General features: G+C 69.3%; 19 protein-coding genes and 1 riboswitch. Of the genes, 16 read left to right on the forward strand and 3 right to left on the reverse strand.

Features of this window, described 5'->3' with window-relative positions; genetic code table 11:
• The first annotated feature begins 166 nt into the window (after positions 1-166).
• Complete coding sequence (locus ACWD02_RS33990; RefSeq protein ID WP_451217814.1) at positions 167-334, forward strand: hypothetical protein; 168 nt, start codon at positions 167-169, stop codon at positions 332-334.
• Between the two features lie 226 nt (positions 335-560).
• Here the strand turns inward: ACWD02_RS33990 and ACWD02_RS33995 are convergent, their stop codons facing one another.
• The gene (locus tag ACWD02_RS33995) at positions 561-1199 is read right to left on the reverse strand and encodes an SH3 domain-containing protein (protein WP_451217817.1); all 639 of its coding nucleotides are present in this window, start codon (positions 1197-1199) and stop codon (positions 561-563) included.
• A gap of 566 nt (positions 1200-1765) precedes the next feature.
• Here ACWD02_RS33995 and ACWD02_RS34000 point away from each other — a divergent pair.
• Complete coding sequence (locus ACWD02_RS34000; RefSeq protein ID WP_451217820.1) at positions 1766-2926, forward strand: alkaline phosphatase PhoX; 1161 nt, start codon at positions 1766-1768, stop codon at positions 2924-2926.
• A 375-nt stretch (positions 2927-3301) separates the two neighbouring features.
• Here the strand turns inward: ACWD02_RS34000 and ACWD02_RS34005 are convergent, their stop codons facing one another.
• On the reverse strand, positions 3302-3928 hold the full coding sequence (locus ACWD02_RS34005; protein WP_451217823.1) for a hypothetical protein: 627 nt from the start codon (positions 3926-3928) through the stop codon (positions 3302-3304).
• A 657-nt stretch (positions 3929-4585) separates the two neighbouring features.
• On the opposite strand from ACWD02_RS34005, the gene ACWD02_RS34010 reads away from it, so the two are divergent.
• The 12 genes from ACWD02_RS34010 to ACWD02_RS34065 all read left to right on the forward strand — a co-directional run bounded on the left by ACWD02_RS34010 (position 4586) and on the right by ACWD02_RS34065 (position 16978).
• A complete protein-coding gene (locus ACWD02_RS34010) occupies positions 4586-5374 on the forward strand; it encodes a hypothetical protein (protein WP_451217825.1) in 789 nt (262 codons plus the stop codon).
• A gap of 242 nt (positions 5375-5616) precedes the next feature.
• Positions 5617-5877, forward strand: a complete 261-nt coding sequence (locus tag ACWD02_RS34015) for a hypothetical protein (RefSeq protein WP_451217827.1) — start codon at positions 5617-5619, stop codon at positions 5875-5877.
• 159 nt (positions 5878-6036) lie between these two features.
• Positions 6037-6306 (forward strand): hypothetical protein, encoded by a 270-nt coding sequence (locus ACWD02_RS34020; RefSeq protein WP_451217829.1) that lies wholly within the window; start codon positions 6037-6039, stop codon positions 6304-6306.
• Between the two features lie 553 nt (positions 6307-6859).
• A complete protein-coding gene (locus tag ACWD02_RS34025; RefSeq protein ID WP_451217831.1) occupies positions 6860-7546 on the forward strand; it encodes a HemK2/MTQ2 family protein methyltransferase in 687 nt (228 codons plus the stop codon).
• Positions 7547-7696: 150 nt separating this feature from the next.
• Positions 7697-8695 (forward strand): iron-containing redox enzyme family protein, encoded by a 999-nt coding sequence (locus tag ACWD02_RS34030; RefSeq protein WP_451218471.1) that lies wholly within the window; start codon positions 7697-7699, stop codon positions 8693-8695.
• Positions 8696-8754: 59 nt separating this feature from the next.
• Positions 8755-11265: a catalase gene (locus ACWD02_RS34035; protein WP_451217834.1), complete on the forward strand. Its 2511-nt coding sequence runs from the start codon at positions 8755-8757 to the stop codon at positions 11263-11265.
• 252 nt (positions 11266-11517) lie between these two features.
• On the forward strand, positions 11518-12063 hold the full coding sequence (locus tag ACWD02_RS34040) for a DUF1360 domain-containing protein (RefSeq protein WP_451217837.1): 546 nt from the start codon (positions 11518-11520) through the stop codon (positions 12061-12063).
• 155 nt (positions 12064-12218) lie between these two features.
• Positions 12219-12344: riboswitch (TPP riboswitch) on the forward strand.
• 56 nt (positions 12345-12400) lie between these two features.
• Complete coding sequence (gene thiM, locus ACWD02_RS34045) at positions 12401-13171, forward strand: hydroxyethylthiazole kinase (RefSeq protein ID WP_451217840.1); 771 nt, start codon at positions 12401-12403, stop codon at positions 13169-13171.
• 221 nt (positions 13172-13392) lie between these two features.
• Entirely contained in the window at positions 13393-14031 is a 639-nt protein-coding gene (gene thiE / locus ACWD02_RS34050; RefSeq protein WP_451217842.1) for a thiamine phosphate synthase, read from the forward strand.
• Positions 14028-14870, forward strand: coding sequence for a bifunctional hydroxymethylpyrimidine kinase/phosphomethylpyrimidine kinase (gene thiD, locus ACWD02_RS34055; RefSeq protein ID WP_451217845.1), 843 nt, complete (start codon positions 14028-14030; stop codon positions 14868-14870). The genes thiE and thiD overlap by 4 nt, the downstream gene beginning before the upstream one ends.
• 6 nt (positions 14871-14876) lie before the next feature.
• On the forward strand, positions 14877-15566 hold the full coding sequence (gene tenA / locus ACWD02_RS34060; protein ID WP_451217848.1) for a thiaminase II: 690 nt from the start codon (positions 14877-14879) through the stop codon (positions 15564-15566).
• Entirely contained in the window at positions 15563-16978 is a 1416-nt protein-coding gene (locus ACWD02_RS34065) for a purine-cytosine permease family protein (RefSeq protein WP_451217851.1), read from the forward strand. Before tenA ends, ACWD02_RS34065 begins: the two co-directional genes overlap by 4 nt.
• 133 nt (positions 16979-17111) lie before the next feature.
• Here ACWD02_RS34065 and ACWD02_RS34070 read toward each other — a convergent pair whose 3' ends face one another.
• A complete protein-coding gene (locus ACWD02_RS34070; RefSeq protein ID WP_451217854.1) occupies positions 17112-18266 on the reverse strand; it encodes a serine hydrolase domain-containing protein in 1155 nt (384 codons plus the stop codon).
• Positions 18267-18408: 142 nt separating this feature from the next.
• On the opposite strand from ACWD02_RS34070, the gene ACWD02_RS34075 reads away from it, so the two are divergent.
• Both ACWD02_RS34075 and ACWD02_RS34080 read left to right on the forward strand, forming a co-directional pair.
• Positions 18409-18933: a helix-turn-helix domain-containing protein gene (locus ACWD02_RS34075; RefSeq protein ID WP_451217856.1), complete on the forward strand. Its 525-nt coding sequence runs from the start codon at positions 18409-18411 to the stop codon at positions 18931-18933.
• A gap of 345 nt (positions 18934-19278) precedes the next feature.
• Positions 19279-20511, forward strand: a 1233-nt coding sequence (locus ACWD02_RS34080; protein ID WP_451217859.1) for a M12 family metallopeptidase, incomplete at its 3' end; no start/stop codon positions are given.

Here is a 20511-nt window from a genome sequence, read left to right on the forward strand (position 1 = left end):
TTGCACGCGCCGCAGTGCAGGACCATCCGTTGCCCCTCCTTCGTGTGGTGAAGCATCACCGGCGCCTTGTTCAGGGGCGGCCTGGATCCGTGCCGGTCGGGAATCCGGACGTCACCGCTGACGCCTTCGAACCGAATCCCCTCGTCGGCGGCTGGTCAGTGCACTGGTGACGGAACTGGGCTGCCGCGAGCCCGACGCTCTCGCCGAACACCTCGTCACCCTCGCGGACGGGGCCGCCAGCCGTGCCACGGTGCTGGGTGAGGCGGACTACGGACGACACGCTCGAGCCGCAGCCGAGGTCCTCCTGGACAACGCTCTGTCAGGCACGAGTTGACGCGGCCAACGTTCACGAGGGACTGATGCCTGCGGTCACTGCTTCTTCAGCGCAAGCTGCGGGCTCGCCGTCGACGTGGCGCTCGCCGCCCCGCAGAACAATGTCCGCCCGGCCACTGGGCGGACCACCGACGGCACCACCACGACCAACGGCCGGACGCGTGAAGCGCCCGGCCGGTTGGGGATGTGCCATCACCCCTGGCGTGCGGGGCGTCAGCCTCACAAGGTCACTTGCAGTTGGGCACCCGGCCGCTGGGCTTGACGTAGCGGGCGGTGACCCAGCCCTTGGGCGTCTTGACCTGGTACCAGGTGCGGTTACCGCCGATCGGCTGACCTGCCTTCTTGCAGATCAGATCGATGGTCTGCTTGTTCCGGTAGGCCCCGGCGACAGCCGACTTGGAGGTCGGCTGCTTGCGCACGTACAGCCCCGCCTTCGAGACGACAGTGCCCTTGACGGTCTTCGGAGCCGGCTTGGGCTGCGCAAGAACCGTGAGCTTGGCCTTCGCCACCCACTTGCCGCAACCCACGCCCGACACCATGACCTGGTGAACACCGGGCGCAGCCTTCGCCTTGACGCCTGCCCGGCCCGAGTACACCGGCGGGTTGCCCTTCTTCACCAACGCCACCGGACTGACGAAGGCATCGGACCTGGCCTGCACCGAACGACACGTCTTCGGTGCACCGACGACCTTCATCGTCACCGCGTCCTTCTGCTTGGCCGTAGCCGAGGCGAGCATGACCCTCGGCGCCCCCGCGGACGCACCAGGTGCCGGGGTCGGGTGCGCGTCCGCCTGCGCCAAGCCCGTCATCGCCACGGACACCAGCGCGACTGATGCGCACCCGGCCACTGCTCTGCGAACCATCATTTCGTCTCTTCTCCCTCGTCGGTCCGGCCCTTTGACAATCTGAAGAGCGCCGGGCGCCTTGCGTTGAGGGAGACCGTAGAGGCGACTTGGCGAATATCGCGTTGCACGCCCCGCGGCACGCAGCCAATCACCAGAATGCCGGAACGATTGTCTGGGCCGTACGACTTTCATACCGAGCGCTGCGGCACATCATTTAGATCGGCGCGCGCAGTGGGAGCGGGTGCCCGACCCCGTCGCCGCCCCCGCGCACCACGAGGTGCGAGGCAGGGCCTCGCCGAACTCGCTCCGGACTCCGTCGTCCAGCCTTCTACGCCCGCTCTCGCAACGGTCACAGTGTCAGTTCGACCTGGGACAGCCAGGGCGACCGCGTGCTGACTACGGCGCGCCAGGCCAGGCCAACAGATTCCGGCCACAGGGGGCGCGCAACAAGCCGACGGAAGACGCCTGCGCGTCATCGGTCGTTGCTTCACCGTCAATCCGGGACACATAGATTCCGGAAGCACCCTCACGACCCCGCCGCCCGACCGGAGCGGCCGGGACGGTCACGATCCCCCTGGAGTGATCAAGTGGAACGTCGTAGTTTCCTGCGTGGAGCGGTTGTCGGCGGCACAGCAGCGGCATTCGGCTACACCCTCATGCAGGGCGCGGCCTACGCGGCGCCGGCTCAGAAGGGCCCGGGCCCTTACGGTGCGCTCGGCGGGGCCGACGCAAACGGCATCCAACTGCCCAGCGGTTTCACCAGCCGGGTGATCGCCCGGTCCCGCCAGAAGGTCGGCTCCACCGCCTACACCTGGCACGACGCCCCCGACGGCGGCGCCTGTTTCGCCGACGGCACGGGCTGGATCTACGTTTCCAACTCGGAGATCTCCTCCACCGGCGGTGCGGGCGCAATCAAGTTCAACTCCACGGGCTCCATCACCGACTCGTACCGGATCCTGTCCAACACCAACCGCAACTGCGCCGGTGGGAAGACCCCGTGGAACACCTGGCTGTCCTGCGAGGAGGTCAGCACCGGCTACGTCTACGAGACCGACCCGTGGGGCGTGAAAGCCGCGGTGCGCCACCCTGCCATGGGCCGCTTCAACCACGAAGCAGCGGCCGCCGACCCGGTCCGCAAGGTGATCTACCTGACCGAGGATGCGTCGGACGGTTGCTTCTACCGGTATGTCCCGTCCACGTGGGGCAACCTGTCAGCGGGCACACTCCAGGTCCTCAAGGCCGGATCGTCCACCTCCGGCAGCTTCACCTGGGCCACCGTGCCCGACCCGGATGGCTCGCCCACCCCGACCCGCGACCAAGTCTCCGGCGCCAAGCTGTTCAACGGCGGAGAGGGCTGCCACTACGCCAACGACACCGTCTGGTTCACCACCAAGGGCGATGGCCGCGTCTGGCAGCTCAACCTGGCCGCGAACACCTATGAGCTGGCCTACGACGACAACCTGGTCGTCGGCGGCGGAGCCCCGCTGACCGGCGTCGACAACATCACCGGCTCGTCCTACGGCGACCTGTACATCGCCGAGGACGGGGGCAACATGGAGATCTGTCTCATCACCCCCGACGACGTGGTCGCGTCGTTCCTGCGCATCAACGGCCAGTCGTCCTCGGAGATCTGCGGACCGGCTTTCTCGCCGGACGGCAAACGGTTCTACTTCTCCAGCCAGCGCGGCACGAGCGGTTCCTCATCGGGCGGCATCACCTACGAAGTCACGGGCCCCTTCCGCAACTGACCGGCCCACCACCACAAGTAGCGCCAAGGACGGGCGAGCCTCACGTCACGGAGGCTGGCCCGTCCCAGCACTGCATGAGACTGTGCTGCCGTGTGCCTACTTGCTGCTCGAGCACACCAGCGCTTTGACGTTCTCCTATTTGCTGTACGCGCGCCGCGCCCTATGCCGTCAATGAGAAACCTCTTGGCGGCCCGTGGCTGCCCTGCAAGGCACGCGTTGGGCCAGGCCATCGAAATGACCTGGCCCAACTTGGCACCTACTTCTTCGAGGTGTCGATCTCCGTTTTAATTCTCGCGCTGTCGTGTTTCGTCGACGATCTGGCAGCGAGTGGTGGCGCCCCTGGGAGGCTTGCGCCCACCCTGCCCTTCTCGCTACTCAGCCAATGCTGCGTGTCCGGCCGATCGAACGCTGCGCCGGGACATTCGCCAAGCGTCGGGCCCGCTTTTTGCCCCCACTGGCCTCTTGCGAATGCGTCGCGAGCAGCTCGTCGAAGAGCAACCGGCCGGCGACGAAAGCCTGACGCATCTCCTCGGCCACCCCACCTCCGGCGGCAGCCTGCTGCGCCGCCTGGTGCAACTGCCGGATGCCGTCAACGCGTCGGGGGTGGCGGACGGACAGCGCTTCGACCTGCCGTGCGTGTGAATCTGCCGGGTAACCCAGGGCAGCAGCCAAGCTCGACAGCAGGCGATTGGCCTGTGCGACTGCGACGCCGGGGCAGTCGACGAACGTGCTTTGCAGCTCGCCCCACTGTGCGGCGTACTGCTCGCGTTCCGCTGGTGTCAGATGGCGAAGGCGCAGGTTTCCGAACCGGCGCACCCGGGCCTTCAGTTCACGTTCCGCCGCTTTGGTGTCCCCGTGGTGGTGCGCGGCAGCGCGGTCAAGTTCCGGCCCAAACCGGTCTCTTACACTCCCGGCACGCTCCCGAGACACGGATGGGGCGAGCGCGAGCGCGATGATGAGCACCACTACGACGCTGAAGACGATTCCGAGACCCACGGACATGTGTTCCGCCCTTCTCCGAGATTCCTTCAGGCACTTCCGATACCCGGGTCGCCAGAAGTTACTCGACGCCAAGAACGCAAGCCGGATACGGAGATCGCCCCCATTCCGTCAAATGCCGGTCCGAGCAGGGATTTCCCACCCACCGCGCTGTCCGCAGGAACACTCGAATGGCCCGGCCCGCGGAAGAGGACATTCCGCGCGCTGACACCTCGCGGCCCGTGCGAAATGAAGAAGGCACGCCCGTCACGGGTGTAGTGCGGTGTGCGGCGCCCCCGCACACGCCGCCACGGGGTCTGAGTCAGCGTCGCTCGGCCACCGCTTCTGAGAGCAGGCCGGGGCCAGAGTCTGGCGGTCGTCTCTTGCAGCGGGCGAGCGAGCAGGCGAGCTTGTCGCCGCCGCCTGGTGAACGTTTCACTGAGCCTTCCCGCTCTTGCAGGCGCACGGCCATTTCCGCAGGTCAGGGCACCCCTGCAAGGTTGATCAGTAAACCTTTGCGCTACAGCGCACTCCTCTTGGAGATTTTGCGGGAAATGCGTGTGATGACTGTTACATCCTTTACGTCCGGTCTTGATGTGAGTTGCGTAACTTCGCAGATGTCGCCGCACCGAAGCGGCCACGCATCCCCACTGAAGCCGACCCGGAAGGGCCCCGTTCACCATGCGTACCGCTCGCACACTGCGCACCACCGCCATCGCCGTCGTCGCCACCGCAGGCATCAGCCTCGGTGCCGCGTCCGGCGCCATGGCCGCCACGGCCCCCCACACCACCAGCCCGGCGAGCATCACCGTCGAGTCCATCGCGCACTCCAAGACCAAGACCAAGGCCAAGGTCAAGACAGTGAAGCTGCGGGACGGCTCCACCGCGAAGGTCTACAAGCTCGGCAAGCACAAGGCCAAGGCCGTCATCGCGGGCCCCAAGGGCGGCACTCTCGTCGCCAACGGCAAGAACGCCTACGCCAACCACAACGGCCTGCACATCAAGCTCACTCCGAGCGGCTCGCTGACCTCCTGGATGGACAAGGCCAAGCCGAAGCCCAAGCCTCAGCCCGAGAAGCGCCAGCACGTCCGCAACGACACCCTCGCCGACGGCTCCATGGCCCGCGTCTACAAGCTCTCACCCACCCACTGGCAGGCCGTCACCGCCGCCGGGACCCTGGACGCCAACGGCCGTACGGCTTCCGGTGAACACAACGGCATGCACCTGTCCCTGTCACCGAACGGGTCCCTCAAGTCCTGGATGGACAAGGCAGTCGACCCCGTGCCGGACCCGCAGCCGACCCCGGACGACGACGTCCGGCCCGACCCCCAGCCCACCCCGGACGACGACGTGAAGCCCGACCCGCAGCCGGCCCCGGACACCGACCCGGTCAAGCCCGACGTCCCGAAGCCCGCACCGGCCACCGACCCGACCGCCGTCCCGCTCCCGGCGCCCGCCCCGGCCGTCTGACCGACCCCGGACCCCCAACCCCCGGCAGGACGATGCATCACGCGGAGTGAGGGACGTGCTCACACGCGCTGCACGTCCTGCCGGGCTCCTCGCCAGGATTGCGGTGTCCTGCGATGTCCCGACGTGCTCGCCACAGCCGAGGCCCGCCCGCGCACGGTGGACTCAACCGGATGAGCGACCGGATGGGCCGTGACCGCAGGCACCAACCACTCCCTCCTTGCCTGAAAGGTCTCTCCCCCCTCGTGTCCGCCCACGTCCGAGCCCTTCTGATCGTCGTCGCCGCCCTCGCAGCGAGCGCCTTGCCCACCGTCGCCGCGTTCGCCTCTCCACCCCACGTACCGTCCACAGTCCCGCACAGCACACCGCGCGAGGAGATCCAGCCCGCCGCCAACATCGCCGGACAATTCGCCCGCCGTACAGCCGAGCGCTCGACCGGAAAACCGCTCGGCCTCATCCCCGAACAGGCCACACACCCCGTCGCCCTCAAGGCAACAGCAACGTGACCAGCGAGAAGGCCCGAGAGTCCGGGGCGCCGCGTCCTGAATCGCGGGATCAGAGACCCCGGCGTCAAGGGTGAACGTCGTTCCTACCCAGACGCACGGAGCCGTTCCGCGCGGGTCGTAGCCGTTGGCTTCGTCGTGCCCGCCCTACCATCAGCCTCTGTGCCCCCCACCTTCGAAGAGTTGGTCCAGATGCAGCGCGCCGCTGACGCTGCGCACGCACAGGCGGAACAGCTGCGCGACCAGTACGGTCCACCAACCCTCCACCCGTGGTCCGAGCAGCAGTCACGGACGTACGAGACGGCGTGGCGAGCGGGGCGCGTTCTCACGCGAGACGTCCAGAGCGCGGTCGCCGAGTACGCCAAGAACCACGGCGAGCCCAGGCAGGACACGGAAGCCCGGGTGAAAGAGGCGGCCGGGCATCTCGAGTAGCACCGCGTGTGCTTGTCCGACCGAGGTCGATCGAGACTTGGCGGTGGCGGGCGCGGCGGTGTGGACAAGACGCCAGGGCGAACGGACCGCGACCGGCACCGATGATGGTCGCCCGCGCGCGCCGCTCGGCTGGGCGGGAACTCCCAGCCGAGCGCCTGTTGTCTGTGCAGCCGCGGGAGACAGCGGCCGCTGTCGGGACGGCGGCGCACCGCCCGCCTCTGCCTCTGACTCCGCAGGTTAAGCGCCTGTCGCCACACCCCGCACCCCGCACCCCTCACCGCATGCCGGCCCGCTGGCGGTGCTCGTCGACGCCCCGCCTCTCCGGCCGGCGCAGCGCGGCGCAGTGCGCCGCGGTCGTGGTGCAGCGGATGCGGATGCGGCGAAAGGTGTGTGACAGGCCGAAGGGGGCATCCGGGGGAAGCCACGCGTTGTGGGACGGCTTGGACGGGCTGGTCCTCAAGTGGTGGTACGCCGGTAACAGGCGGAGTCTGGATTGTTGAAGCTGCCCCCGTGGGGCTCGGTGGGTGACCGCCCTGATCAGCATGGAGGCCCTGTGACCACCGTCGACGCCCCTCGCCGCCGACCGGTTTTTGGCAGAGTTCTGCGGCTTCCGGGGGTCTACGCCCCGCAGGCCGACAGCTATTTTCTGGCCGAGGCCATGCACCGTGAGAACGTGGCCGGTCTGGACGTCCTCGATCTGTGCTCGGGCAGCGGTGTACTGGCCGCCCATGCCGCCCGGCTGGGGGCCCATGCGACAGCCGTCGACATCTCCCGCCGTGCGGTCCTCACGGCCCGTCTCAACGCCCTGCTCGCCCGGCAGCGGGTCGCCGTCCACCGTGGCGACCTCCTCGATGCCCTGCCAGGGCGCACCTTCGACCTGATAGTCAGCAACCCGCCCTATGTCCCGGCCCCGCCCGCGGTCCTGCCCAACCGTGGCTCCGCCCGCGCCTGGAACGCCGGCCCCGACGGCCGCGTCCTCCTGGACCGGATCTGCGAAGCCGCACCCCGGGCCCTGCGTCCGGGCGGGACGCTCCTGCTGGTGCACTCCGCGGTCAGCGGACCCGAAGCGAGCCTGCGACGCCTGAGGGAGGCCGGGTTGCGGTCCGCAGTCAGCGACCGCGCGTATGTTCCGCTCGGTCCCGTCATGCGGGAGCGGCTCACCTGGTTGCGCGAGCGCGGGCTGCTCGGACCCGGGGAGGACAAGGAAGAACTGGTGATCATCCGTGCCGAGAAGCGCTGACCGAGGGACTGCGCACGCCGGGTCACGGTCACCCGACTCCAGCCACCGGACGCCTGTCCGGCCCGGCATGGGGAACCCGGCTCCGGACACGAGCACCGCCCCCCGCAGGAAGGCACATCGGCCGTGACCGTCACCGACCAGCCCTGCTCCATGGCTCCGGCCCTCCCCGCCCCGCGCGGGGACCTCTCCCACCGCGTATTGCGCGCCCTTGCCGGCGAAAGCGCCGTGTTGCCCGGTCCCGAGGACGTCGCCCGCGCCCAGCCGTACGGCGATGACCTACAGCTCTGCCTCTACCTCCTGTACGAGCTGCACTACCGCGGCTTCGAGGGCGTCGGTGAGCTCTGCGAATGGGACCCCGATCTGCTGCGTGTCCGGGCCGCGGCCGAGCACCGCTTCCTCACCGCACTGCGGGCCGATACGCCGATTGCCGCGAGCGTGGACGAGGCGGTCGGAGAGCTGCTCGTCGAACCTGTCGGCGACGACGGTCACAGCGTCAGCCACCATCTCAAGGCCGGCGGTGAACTCTGGAAACTGCGCGAGTACGCAGCCCTGCGTTCGCTCTACCACCTCAAGGAAGCCGACCCCCATCTGTGGGTCGTGCCGCGGCTGCGCGGGCGCGCCAAAGCCGCCATGGTCGCCATCGAGTTCGATGAGTTCGGCGGCGGGCGCGCGGAGGACATCCACGCTCAGCTCTTCGCCGACTTGATGGCCGACCTCGGCCTGGAGACCACGTACGGGCGCTACCTCGACGCGGCTCCGGCTCAGGCCCTGGCGACGGTGAACCAGATGTCCCTCTTCGGCCTGCACCGCAGACTGCGCGGGGCCCTCGTCGGGCACTTCGCGACCGTCGAGATCACCTCACCCCCCGGCTCCCGCCGACTCGCCCAGGCGCTGCACAAGGCAGGCGCCGGGCCCACTGCCCTGCGATTCTACGAAGAGCATGTGGAAGCGGACGCCGTCCATGAGCAAGTCGTACGACGCGACGTGATCGGCGGCCTCCTGGAGGACGAGCCCGCGCTCGCCCCCGACATCGCGTTCGGCATCCGGTCAACCGGCTTCCTGGAGGGCCGGCTGGGTGAGCACCTTCTCGCCGCCTGGCGCGAGGGGCGTACGGCCCTGCGTGAACCGATCGGCGACACCGTCCCCTGAACACCTGAACATCGCCCCCCTCAGCTGCACCTCACGCACCCCCCACGGTTGGAGAACGCATGCCGGGCCAGAAACCTGCCAAGAAGCTGACGAAGAAGACCGCCTCGTCTGCGACGGCCGCGGGCAAACCCGCGGGAAAGAAGACGGCCAAGAAGACCCCACCGGTGGCGGAGAAGCCGACCGCCGCCAAGCAGACGGCCAAGAAGCTGGCCACCAAAGAGCCAACCGCCAAGAAATCGGCAGCCAAGAAGTCGGCAGCGGCGGCGAAGCCCAAGCAGGGGCGCAAACGCACTCCCCTGAAGGCCGTGGCCAAGAAAGCCGTCGACGCCCTGACCCCGGGCACCGGCCCCGCCGACGGCGTCCCGGGCAAACCCGGCGCCGAGAGTCCGCCGGTCGCCGAGCCCACCACCCCGCGCCCCCCGCTGCCGCCCAAGCCCGACCAGAGCGGCCCGGCCACCGTCAGTCCGACCGGTCAGGCAACCGCCGCGGACCCCGAGTACATGGCACAGGGCGAGACCTACCTGACCACCGCACAGGGCGCCCGGCTGTACGAAACGGACCACTCCCTCAAGGCGGGCCCGCGCGGCCCGGTCCTCCTCCAGGACCACCACCTGCGCGAGAAGATCACCCACTTCGACCACGAACGCATCCCCGAGCGCGTCGTCCACGCCCGCGGCGCCGCCGCGCACGGCGTCTTCGAGGGCTACGGGACCGCCTCCGCGGTCACCAAGGCGGCCTTCCTGGGCAAGGGCGTCGAGACCCCGGTGTTCGTCCGCTTCTCCACCGTCCTCGGCTCCCGTGGATCCGCCGACACCGTCCGGGACACCCGCGGTTTCGCCACGAAGTTCTACACCGCTGAAGGCACCTTCGACCTGGTCGGCAACAACATCCCGGTCTTCTTCATCCAGGACGCGATCAAGTTCCCCGACATCATCCACGCGGGCAAGCCGCACCCCGACCGGGAGATCCCGCAGGCACAGAGCGCGCACGACACGTTCTGGGACTTCGTCACCCTGCACACCGAAGCCACCCACCACACTCTGTGGAACATGTCGGACCGCGGCATCCCGCGCTCGTACCGCATGATGGAGGGCTTCGGCGTCCACACCTTCCGCCTGGTCAACACCGACGGTGCGACGTCGCTGGTGAAGTTCCACTGGAAACCGAAGCTGGGTGTGCACTCCCTGGTCTGGGAGGAAGCGCAGATCACCAATGGCGTGGACCCGGACTTCCACCGCCGCGACCTGGCCGACGCGATCGAGGCCGGCGCCTACCCGCAGTGGGAGCTGGGCGTCCAGGTGTTCCCCGACACCGCCGACCAGACGTTTGAGGGCATCGATCTGCTCGACTCGACGAAGATCGTGCCCGAGGAACTGGCCCCGGTGCAGCCGGTCGGGTTGCTCACCCTCAACGCCAACCCCAGCAACTTCTTCGCCGAGACCGAGCAGGTCGCCTTCCACGTCGGCCACCTGGTACCCGGCATCGACGTCACCGACGACCCCCTGCTGGCCGGTCGCCTGTTCTCCTACCTCGACACCCAGATCACCCGGCTCGGCGGCCCCAACTTCGCCCAGCTGCCGATCAACCGCCCGCACGCCCCCGTCAACGACATGCTGCGCGACGGCATGCACCAGACGGCCGTGCACCGCGGAGCGGCCCCGTACAAGCCCAACTCCCTCGACGGTGGCTGTCCGTTCATGGCCGGGGAAGACATGGGGGCCTACGTCGAGCGGCCGGTGACGGTCCCGAAGGGCCGAAAGGTCCGCGAGGCTCCCGCCTCCTTCGACGACCACTTCAGCCAGCCCCGCTTGTTCTGGCTGAGCATGAGCGACATCGAGCGCGAACACATCATCGCCGCCTACACGTTCGAACTGGGCAAGTGCTACGAGCAGGCCATCAAGGAGCGGGCGCTGCAGGTGCTCGCCAACATCGACCCCCTGCTGAGCGAGCAGGTCGCGGCCGGACTCGGCCTGCCCGTGCCGGCACCCACGGTGAAGCTGGCGAACCCCACCCCGAGCCCCGCCCTCTCCCAGGTCGGCCACACGTGGCCGCTGGACGGCCGGATCATCGGCATTGTCGCCGACGCCGACTGTGACCTCGACGGGGTGCGGGAAGTGCGTCAGGACATCCTCGACGCCGGGATGGTGCCCCTCGTCATCGCCCCGTCCGGCGGCAAGCTGGACACCTCCGGCGACCCGCTCACCGTGCAGCGCACCTACGCCACCGCCCGCTCGGTCGAGTACGACGCACTGCTGCTGGCGGGCCCGCTCGGCTCGGGCGCGGACGCGTTCGCGGCCAGGGACGCAAAGGCAGGAAAGGGCCGCAAGCACGCCGCCCGAAAGAAGACCGCCGTCACCGACCCGCGGGTCCTGTTGCTGCTGGCGGAAGCCTTCCGCCACGGCAAGGCCATCGGCGGCTGGGCCGGCGCGGAGACCGCCCTGGCCGCGACGGGCATCGCGGCGGACGCACCGGGCGTCATCAGCGGCGCCACCGGCGCCCGCGTCCTCGGTGAACTGACCGCTCTGATGGGCGCGCACCGAGCCTGGGAGCGGTTCCCGACGAAGGTCTGACCCCCTTTCGAGCGCGGGGAGGCGCCGGGCACCCAGTGTCACCACCCGGCCCTCCCCCGGGCGTATCCGTCTCTGCTCCCCCAGTCCTGGCCCTCGTACCGACGGAACTGGAATCGGGTGTGGTCGGTGCGCACGAACAGCGCACTCACTGCCCAGCAGGCCGCCCGCACCGTTTCCTACGGGTCATGACGGATACATGGGTCGTCACCGACCCGACCAGATCAACCACCGCCCCATCCGACGGAGGATGTCGTGAACCGCGATGCACACCCGGAAGACACCCGTGTCCACCGGATCGGGGAAGCCCTCCGGCGCGTCGGCCGCGCGTACGCGCCGAGTGAGGACCGCCAACTGCGAGGGCATGCCGGTGCCGTAGTCGCGTTCGCCGCGTACACAGCCGCCTGGGGTGCGGTGGTCGCCCGGCGGAAGACCGACCTGCCGGACCGCCACGAACCCTTGGACATCCTGCTGACGGCGACCGCCGTGTTCCGGCTGAGCCGACTGCTCAGCAAGGGAACCGTCACAAGCCCGCTCCGGGCGCTGTTCACACGCTACGAGTCGGCGACCGGCCCCGCCGAGGTGAGCGAATCCCCCCGCGGAGGGATTCGTAGGTCGACCGTGGGCGAACTGGTCACCTGCCCGTTCTGCCTCAGCGTCTGGGTGACCACCACCCTGACCGGGGCCCACCTGCTGTGGCCGGGTGCCACCCGAACCGTGACGGGCGGACTCACCACCCTGGCGATCTCCGACACCCTGCAGCTGGGGTACGACTGCCTGTTGCAGAAGAACGCCGAGTGACCCTCCAGGTGCGCCTCCTCGCCGCGCCGGCGGGGCCAGGCGCGTACTGAGGGACCGAGGGTGGTGGTGCTCCACGACACCGTTCCAAGAGAGCCGTGTCGCGTCGTCGTCGGCCCCAAGTGCGAACTCCCGTTCCCGAGGGAGGTACATTGCGTGGTGACCACCGCGGGAGCTCGGGAGTAGCCGGGCTGAGAGGGCGGACGGGACTTGCTCCCCTTTCCGCCGACCGCATGAACCTGGACCGGGTAATGCCGGCGTAGGAAGAGTGCTGACGATGGATACTGCCTCCATATCTGCCCAAAACGGCCCTGCCGTTCCCCGTGATGCCGTGGCGGACGTGATCGCGTCTCTGCGGTCCTCCGCACCCCTCGTGCACTGCCTGACCAACGTCGTGGTGTCGCAGTTCACCGCGAACGTGCTGCTCGCCGCGGGGGCCGCCCCGGCGATGGTGCACAGCGCGGAAGAGGCCGGAGCACTGGCCCGAGTGGCCGGCAGCGTCCTGGTCAACCTGGGGACGGTGACGTCCGTGACGGCGGAGGCGATGCGCGTCGCGGTCAAAGAAGCGGCCGGGTCCGGACGCCCGTGGGTGCTCGACCCGGTGGCGGTCGGTCCGCTGCCTTGGCGCACCGGCCTCGCCCACGAACTCCTGGATAGCGCACCCCCAGCGGTCATTCGCGGCAATGCCTCCGAGATCCTGGCCCTGGACAGCGGCGGCTCCGGCGGGCGCGGCGTGGACAGCACGGACGCCCCCGAGGCGGCGCTGGCCGCAGCCCTCGCGCTGAGCCGGCGCTACGGCTGCGCGGTCGCCGTGAGCGGCCCGGAGGACGTCCTCACGGACGGGACGCGCGTGGTGCGAGTAGCCAATGGGCACCCGCTGCTCCAACGGGTGACGGGAACCGGCTGCTCACTCGGCGCCCTGGTGGCCGCTTGCACCGCCGTCACCGGCGACGCGCTGCTGGCCGCCACTGCCGCGTCGGGCCTGCTCACCGTGGCCGCGGAGAACGCCGCCACTCGCTCGACGGGGCCCGGCACGTTCGCGGTCGCACTGATCGACGCGCTGTACGAGCTCAGCCCGGACCGGCTCGCCGAGGCTCTCAACCTGCGCTGAGATCAAGCGTGTTGTGGGGGTCCGCGCCGATCGGTCGGCCTGGACACCACCTGCTGAACAGCCCCCGCCCGACCTGAGGTGCGACCTCAGCACCCTCGCAGACACAGACCTACCCCTGCGGATATCTCAAGTTCCTGCGCGTCAGGACCCTCTCTGTCCCCGCACCTCCCGCTGCGTTTCCCGCGGTTTTCCCCGGCCGGGCGACCCCCAAGGAGCAACCCATGCGACCACCACTTGACCTATCGCTGTATCTCGTCACCGATACCCGACTCTGCGGCGACCGCGGTGTCGCCGCCACCGTGGCAGCCGCCGTCAAGGGCGGTGTCACCGCTGTCCAGTTGCGCGATCCGGACGCGGACGCCCGTACGCTGTTCGCGCTCGGCCAGGCGATCCAGGCCGAACTCGCCGGCACCGGTGTCCCCTTGATCGTCAATGATCGCCTCGATGTGGCGGTCCGGCTGGACGCGGACGGCGTCCACCTGGGGCAGCGGGATGTCTCCCCCGTGACCGCCCGGCGCCGCCTCGGTCCCCATGCCTACATCGGCCTGTCCGTCAGCCGTCCCGAGCAACTGGCACATATACCGGATGCCGTCGACCACCTCGGTGTCGGTCCGGTCTTCCCGCAGTCCACCAAGCCGGACGCGGACGCCCCGCTCGGTCTGGGCGGCCTGGCCCGGATCGTCCGGGCCAGCCCGCTGCCGTGCGTGGCCATCGGCGGGATCGGCCTGTCCGAGGCCGCCGCGGTCAGGGGAAGTGGTGCGGCCGGGATCGCTGTCGTCAGCGCGGTCTGCGGGCAGCCCGACCCCGAGGCCGCAGCGCGTTCACTCGTCCGCATCCTGCGCCAGGAGGTCCCCGCGTGATCAGCCCGCCCATCGCCCTCACCATCGCCGCCAGCGACCCCTCCGGAGGCGCCGGGATCCAAGCCGACTTGAAGGCGTTCTCCGCCAACGGCGCCTACGGAACAGCCGTTCTGACCGCCCTGACCGCGCAGAACACCCAAGGTGTCACCGGCATCCATGCCGTCCCTCCGGCGTTCGTCACCGAGCAGCTCGACACCCTGTTCGCCGACGTCCGGGTGGACGCCGTCAAGATCGGAATGCTGGCCGACGCCGCCATCGCCGCAGCCGTCGCGGACGCCTTGGAGCGGCACCGCCCCCGATACGTCGTCCTCGACCCCGTCATGGTCTCGACCAGCGGCCACCGCCTCCTGGAGGCCGATGCGGTGGCAGTGCTGCGCGAGCGCCTCCTGCCGCTCGCCGACCTCATCACCCCCAACCTCCCCGAGGCCTGCGACCTCCTCGGCATCGCCGCCGCACAGAACCGGACCGACGCCGTCGAGCAGGCCCGCGCACTCCTCCAGGCCGGCGCCCGGCGCGTCCTGCTCAAGGGCGGCCACCACACACACGACGCAGCATCCGTCGACATCCTCGTAGACGCCACTGACACCTCTGACGCGACAGGCGTCCTGGGCGCGGGCGTCACCGAGCTGTCCGCGCCTCGCGTGAACACGCGCAACACCCATGGCACCGGCTGCACCCTCTCCGCAGCCATCGCCGCCCTCCGCCCGCAGCGCAACGACTGGAACACCGCTGTCCGCGCCGCGAAGGACTACCTGACCGGGGCCCTGCGCGCGGCCGACACCCTGCGGGTGGGCCACGGCCACGGCCCCGTCCACCACTTCCACCAGTACTGGAGCTGAGCACCCATGACCACGACGTTCTGCGACGAGCTGTGGACCGCCACGGCCGAGATACGTTCGGCCATCGACAAGCTGCCGTTCGTCACCGGTCTCGGCGACGGCACCCTGGACCGGGAGAAGTTCGTCTACTACCTGGCCCAGGACGCCCTCTACCTGCGCGACTACGCTCGTGCGCTGGCCAGCGCCGCCGCGAAGGCGGACCGGCCACAAGACATCGCGTTCTTCGCGAAGTCCGCCCACGACGCCGTCGCCGTCGAAAGCACCCTGCACGAGACCAACGTCGTCGACGTAGATGCCTGGACCCCCTCCCCCACCTGCACCGGATACACCTCCTACCTGCTCTCCGTGGCCCACACCCAGGGCTACCCGGAGCTGGCCGCCGCGGTCCTGCCCTGCTTCTGGATCTACGCCGAGGTGGGCCGCAAGCTCCTCGAACAGGCCGGCGACCTGACTGCCCATCCCTACGGCGACTGGATCGGCACCTACGCCGACGAGGAGTTCGAAGCCGCCACCGAACACGCCCGACAGATCGTCAACCGGCTCGCGGACCAGGCCGACCCGGCCACCCGCGCACGCATGCGTACGGTCTTCACCACTGCCTCCACCTGGGAGTGGATGTTCTGGGACGCCGCCTGGCGCGTGGAGTCCTGGCCCTTTGGCGCCGCTCCCGCCCAGGTTTCGGAGCTCGCGAAGTGACGACCACCACCGAACCCACGACCCCACCACCGGCCCCGGCCGCGGCCCCGGCGAACGAGGCGCCGCTCACCCTCGACCAGCCCACCCCCAAGATCCTGACCGCCCTGGACCAAGGCACCTTCTGGGCCAATCTGGGGGTCAGCCTGCTCGGCTTCAGCGGCATGCTGGTCGTCCTCGACCCGCTGGGCACCGGCAGTCCGACCTTGTCGTTCGCCGCCGCCGTCACCGCGTCCGTCGTCGGCACCCTGATCGGCACCCTCGCCCTCGGCCTGGCTGCCATCACCGGAGCCCGCACCGGAGCGCCCTCGATGGTGCTGCTGCGCGGCCTGTTCGGCGCGAAGGCGTCCTACCTGCCCACCGTCCTCAACGTGCTGCAAATGGTCGGCTGGGCCGTCTTCGAACTGGTGGTCATCTCCACCGGCTTGAAGATCCTGGCCCGCCAGGCCTTCGGCGAACCGGGACCCGGCTGGCTGTACGTGCTCGTCGCGGGCGCGGTGACGACGGCGCTCACGCTGCGCCCGCTCGGCGCGCTGCGGCTCATCCGCCGCTACGTCACCATCGCCGTCGTCCTGGCCATCTGCTACCTCGGCTGGGACCTGGTAGACCGCGGCATCCCGATGGAGGGCGGCTCCTGGAAGGACTTCTGGTTCGCCGCCGACAGCGTGATCGCCGTGTCGATCTCCTGGCTGCCGTTGGTCGCCGACTACTCGCGCCACTCCCGCAGCGAAAAGGCTGCGTTCGGTGGCCTGGTCGTCGGCCAGACCCTCGCGGGCGTCGCGGGCTCGGTCCTCGGAGTGGCCGCCCTCGCGGTGATCGCGTTCGACAGCACCGACCCGTACAAGGTCTTCGACCCTTTCACCGCCACCAGCGTCGGCGTGATCTGCTTCGGTGTCCTGGTGCTGCGCGAGGTCGACCAGTCCTTCGCCAATGTCTACTCCACCGCCGTGTCCGCCCAGAACCTGCTCCCCCGGGCGGACCGCCGCGTCCTGTGCCTGATCAGCGGCACCCTGGCCACCGTCCTGGCCCTCCTGGTGAACATGGACAGCTACGCCAGCTTCCTCTACCTGATCGGCGCGGTCTTCATCCCGATGTTCGCCGTCCTCGTCGTGGACTTCTTCGTGCTCGGCGGCCACCGCGCCTGGGACGTCTCCGAACAGGCCCCCACCCGCTGGGTCATGCTGCTGCCCTGGACACTCGGCTTCGCCGCCTACCAGCTGATCGCACCCACGAACATCGCCGGCTGGTCCGACTTCTGGGCCTGGCTGCAGGACGCCGTGGGCCTCACCGTCCAGCCGTGGATGAGCGCCTCCCTGCTCTCCTTCGCCGTAGCCGCCCTGGCCACCCTCGCAGTGGGCCGCGGGCGTCGGCACGCTGCGACGCCGCCCGAGTCGCCCGAGTCGCCTCGGGGGTAGCGCCAAGCACCCCACGGGTTGCCACCGGCGCGGGCGCCTTCTTCACGCGTGTCGACCCGCTGGTCTTTCCGTTGGCTGTTCAGCGGGCCCGGTGCCAACCGGGCCCGCACCAAAGGCCCTTGCCGTTCGTTCGTCAGGCGCGGCGTCGTAGCCGCTCAGCGATGCCATGAGTCAGCTTCATCTGATCGTCCTCGAGGTTCCACTTCCCCTTCTGGTACGCCTGATTGCTCACCCAGAACACCATGATCCCGTCGCGTCGGAACTTCGCGAGCGTCGCCAACGACCAGTCGTTGCCCCCGTCATGCCAGGCGACCCGGCCGTCATCGGAGTCGACGACGACCCAGCCGTAGCCATAGGCCCCGTCCAGCTCCGGCACCCGCACCTGTGGGGCGAACAGCTTGCGCTTCGCGGTCGCGGACAGGACGCTGTCGCCGGTGAGGGCGCGATGCCAACGGAACATGTCCCGGGCCGTGGAGAGCATCCCGCCGTTGCCGCGCAGATTCCAGGACGGGCCGTCGGCCGCCCACGGATGATCCATCGGCCGTCCCTGCGCGCGCCCATGCCGGTCATACTCGACGGCGACCTCCTCGCGCTTCCAGGCGGGCAGCACATAGCCGGTGCGGGTCATCCCGGCGGGCCGGAACAGGTTCTCGGCCAGGAAGCGTTCGTAGCTCACGCCCGAGACCTTCTCGACGATCGCGGCGAGCACGCTGTAGCCGACATTCGAATAGCGGAACTCCTTGCCAGGAGCCGACCGCAGCCGGGCCTTCAACACCCCGGCCAACAGCTCCGATCGCGACAGCGGGTCGTAGTCGTCGCCGAGCGATTCGGGCAGGCCCGCCGTGTGCGTAAGGAGCTGATGCAGGGTGATGGCCCGCTTGTCCTTGGGCACGGAACCCAGATGCGCACCGATCCGGTCGCTCACCCGGAGCTTGCCGCTCATCTCCAGCTTCAGGATCGCGGCGGCGGTGAACTGCTTCGTGATCGACATGACGTCGTACACGGTGTCGCAGGTCGCGGGGGTCTTCGCCGAATGGTCGGCGAGTCCGCGGCCCGCGCAGTGCTTGAGTTTGCCCCCTTGGGCGGCGGCCACCGTAATGCCCGCCCCTGGCGGGAGTTCGCGGTCGAGGTAGTGGTCGATGTCCGGATCCGCCGAGTCCCGGCTCGCCGGGGCCTCTCCCGCCTTTCCGCCACCGGGCCCGGACCGTGTTGTGCCCACGGTGCGCACATCCGAGCACCCGACGAGGGCGAGCACGAGTGACAGCGCGAGGGAACCGAGGCGGTCCACGTATGCCTCCAAGACAACGACGACAGATGTGAGACCTAGCTGATCGCCGCTGCCGGGCTCGTTCAACGGATGAGCTGTTCGAGCTTGTGCGAGTCTGCTCAGACACAGGTCAGCGACGTACACCGGAACCGGAGGGACCCGCATGACGCCACCGCCCGTGCCGCCCCACACCGCCGAAACACCCGCGTTCATGGCGGAGTTGCGCCGCCTCAAGGCCTGGTCGGGCCTCAGCTACCGGGAACTGGAACGTGCGGCTGCCACGGCGGGTGAGGTGCTGCCGTACTCGACTGCCGCGACCATGCTGCGCCGGGACAGCCTGCCCCGTGAGGCCGTCCTCGTCGCCTTCGTCGTCGCATGCGGTCTCGACGCCGACGCCACCCGGCGATGGGTGGCCGCTCGCCGGGAACTGGCGATGGGCGCACAGCCCTCTGTCACGCCTGTCGTGTCCGCCCCGCCCGTCTTGCCCGTCTTGCCCGTCTTGCCTGTTACACCTGCCGTGCCTGTTACACCTGCCGCAGAACCGCCCGTGCAGCGACGCCGGCCGCGCTTGCGGCTTGCGGCTGTCGGCGTGGCGACGGCCGTCGCGGTCCTCGTCGGCGCGGGCGCGGCGGTCGGCAGCACGGACGTACAGGAGGAGAAGGCGGAGATGAGTATCCAGCAGCCCTGAGCGATCCACTTCCGATGCGCGCATCAACCGCGAAGGGCTGGAGTTTGCCGGCGGCCCGAACAGCGAGACGTACGTACACGGCCGGCGAGGCCTGGCAGTATTCGCCCCTGCTCAGTTGGGGGGGACGTCACATGATTACGACTGCCCTGCTTGCCGCCAGCCCGCCAACCCGCCAGCTGAAACCCCCACTCAAGGCGAGTCGTTGCGGTCCCGGGCCCAGACGTGCTCCGCAGAGCAGGCTCTGGCCCCGTGCCCTCCACGGTGGCCTGTTCGCAGCTATCGGCCGGGCGGCAGCGGTGCTTGTCTCGTTCTCACCACCCTGGAGGGCGATCGAAGGGGGCTGTCATGGCCGACGAACAGCTGCAGCCTGAGCAGGTCCGCAACGGGACGCCAGGGGGCGATTCCGGTGAGCAGGACGGCGGGACGGTCGTCAGGACGGCGCTCATCACTGGCGAGACGTTCGAGGTGCGCGCCGTCCGGTACGCGGTGGTCGACGGTCAAGCCATCGTCGAGGGCGACATCGTTCTCGGCCTGGACGAGGACGTTCAGAGGCGAACAGCCGAGTTGCGGGAGAAGCTGGCACAGCGCGGGGTCGGTGTCGGGGACGGGGTCGTGGAGGGCGGTGCCGTCGACCTGACGAAGCACGAGCGCGTCGGCCCAGCCGCGGTCGTAGTCCCCTGGCAGGGGCAACGGTGGCCCGGCGGAGTGGTGCCGTTCGTCCTGGACGATTCCCTGACACCTGGTGCCCGGACCGCCATACAACAGGCAATCGCTCACTGGCACGACCGGACTCGCCTCGCTCTGCGCCCACGTACCGGCTCCGATGCGGCCTGGGTGAACTTCCGTGATGCCCCGGTATGCCGGTCCTTGATCGGCCGTCAGGGCGGGGCCCAGAACATCGAGATCGGCGACGGCTGCGGCACCGGTGGGACCATCCATGAGGTCGGCCATGCAGTGGGGCTCTGGCACGAGCAGAGCCGCGAGGACCGCGATCTTTTTGTCAGCATCATCTGGGCGAACGTCGAGCCCGGCAAGGGCCACAACTTCGACCAGCACATCTCCGACGGCGATGACGTAGGGCCGTACGACTACGGATCGATAATGCACTACGGGTCAAACGACTTTGGTGTCATCAATCCCGCGACGGGCCAGCCGAAGACGACCATCGTGGCGGAACAACCCCTGCCGCCCGGCGTCCTCATGGGCCAGCGCGACGGCCTGAGCGTGGGTGACCGGGGGGCTGTGGCCACGATGTACCCCGGCGTCTACCCGAGCACACGAAACGTGTGGCTGGGGCGCTTTCGCGGGCAGCCGGGGGTCGACGTCCTGTACTACTCTCCGGCCCGCCAGCACTGGTACCTGGGGCGAACAAGTACGGGCACACTCGCGTTCAGTGACGTCGGCGACACCAGCGGGTTCGGGGACCTGGCCGACGGCCGCCCGTTCTGGACGGGCGACTTCACCGGCGACGGAAAAACCGATCTCATCTTCCACTACCCCGGCGACCAGAACTGGTGGCTCGGCTCAATCACCAACGGACAACTGAGCTGGACCCTGGTAGGCAACACAGCCGGCTTC

It is taken from the genome of Streptomyces sp. NPDC002853 (assembly GCF_053591915.1).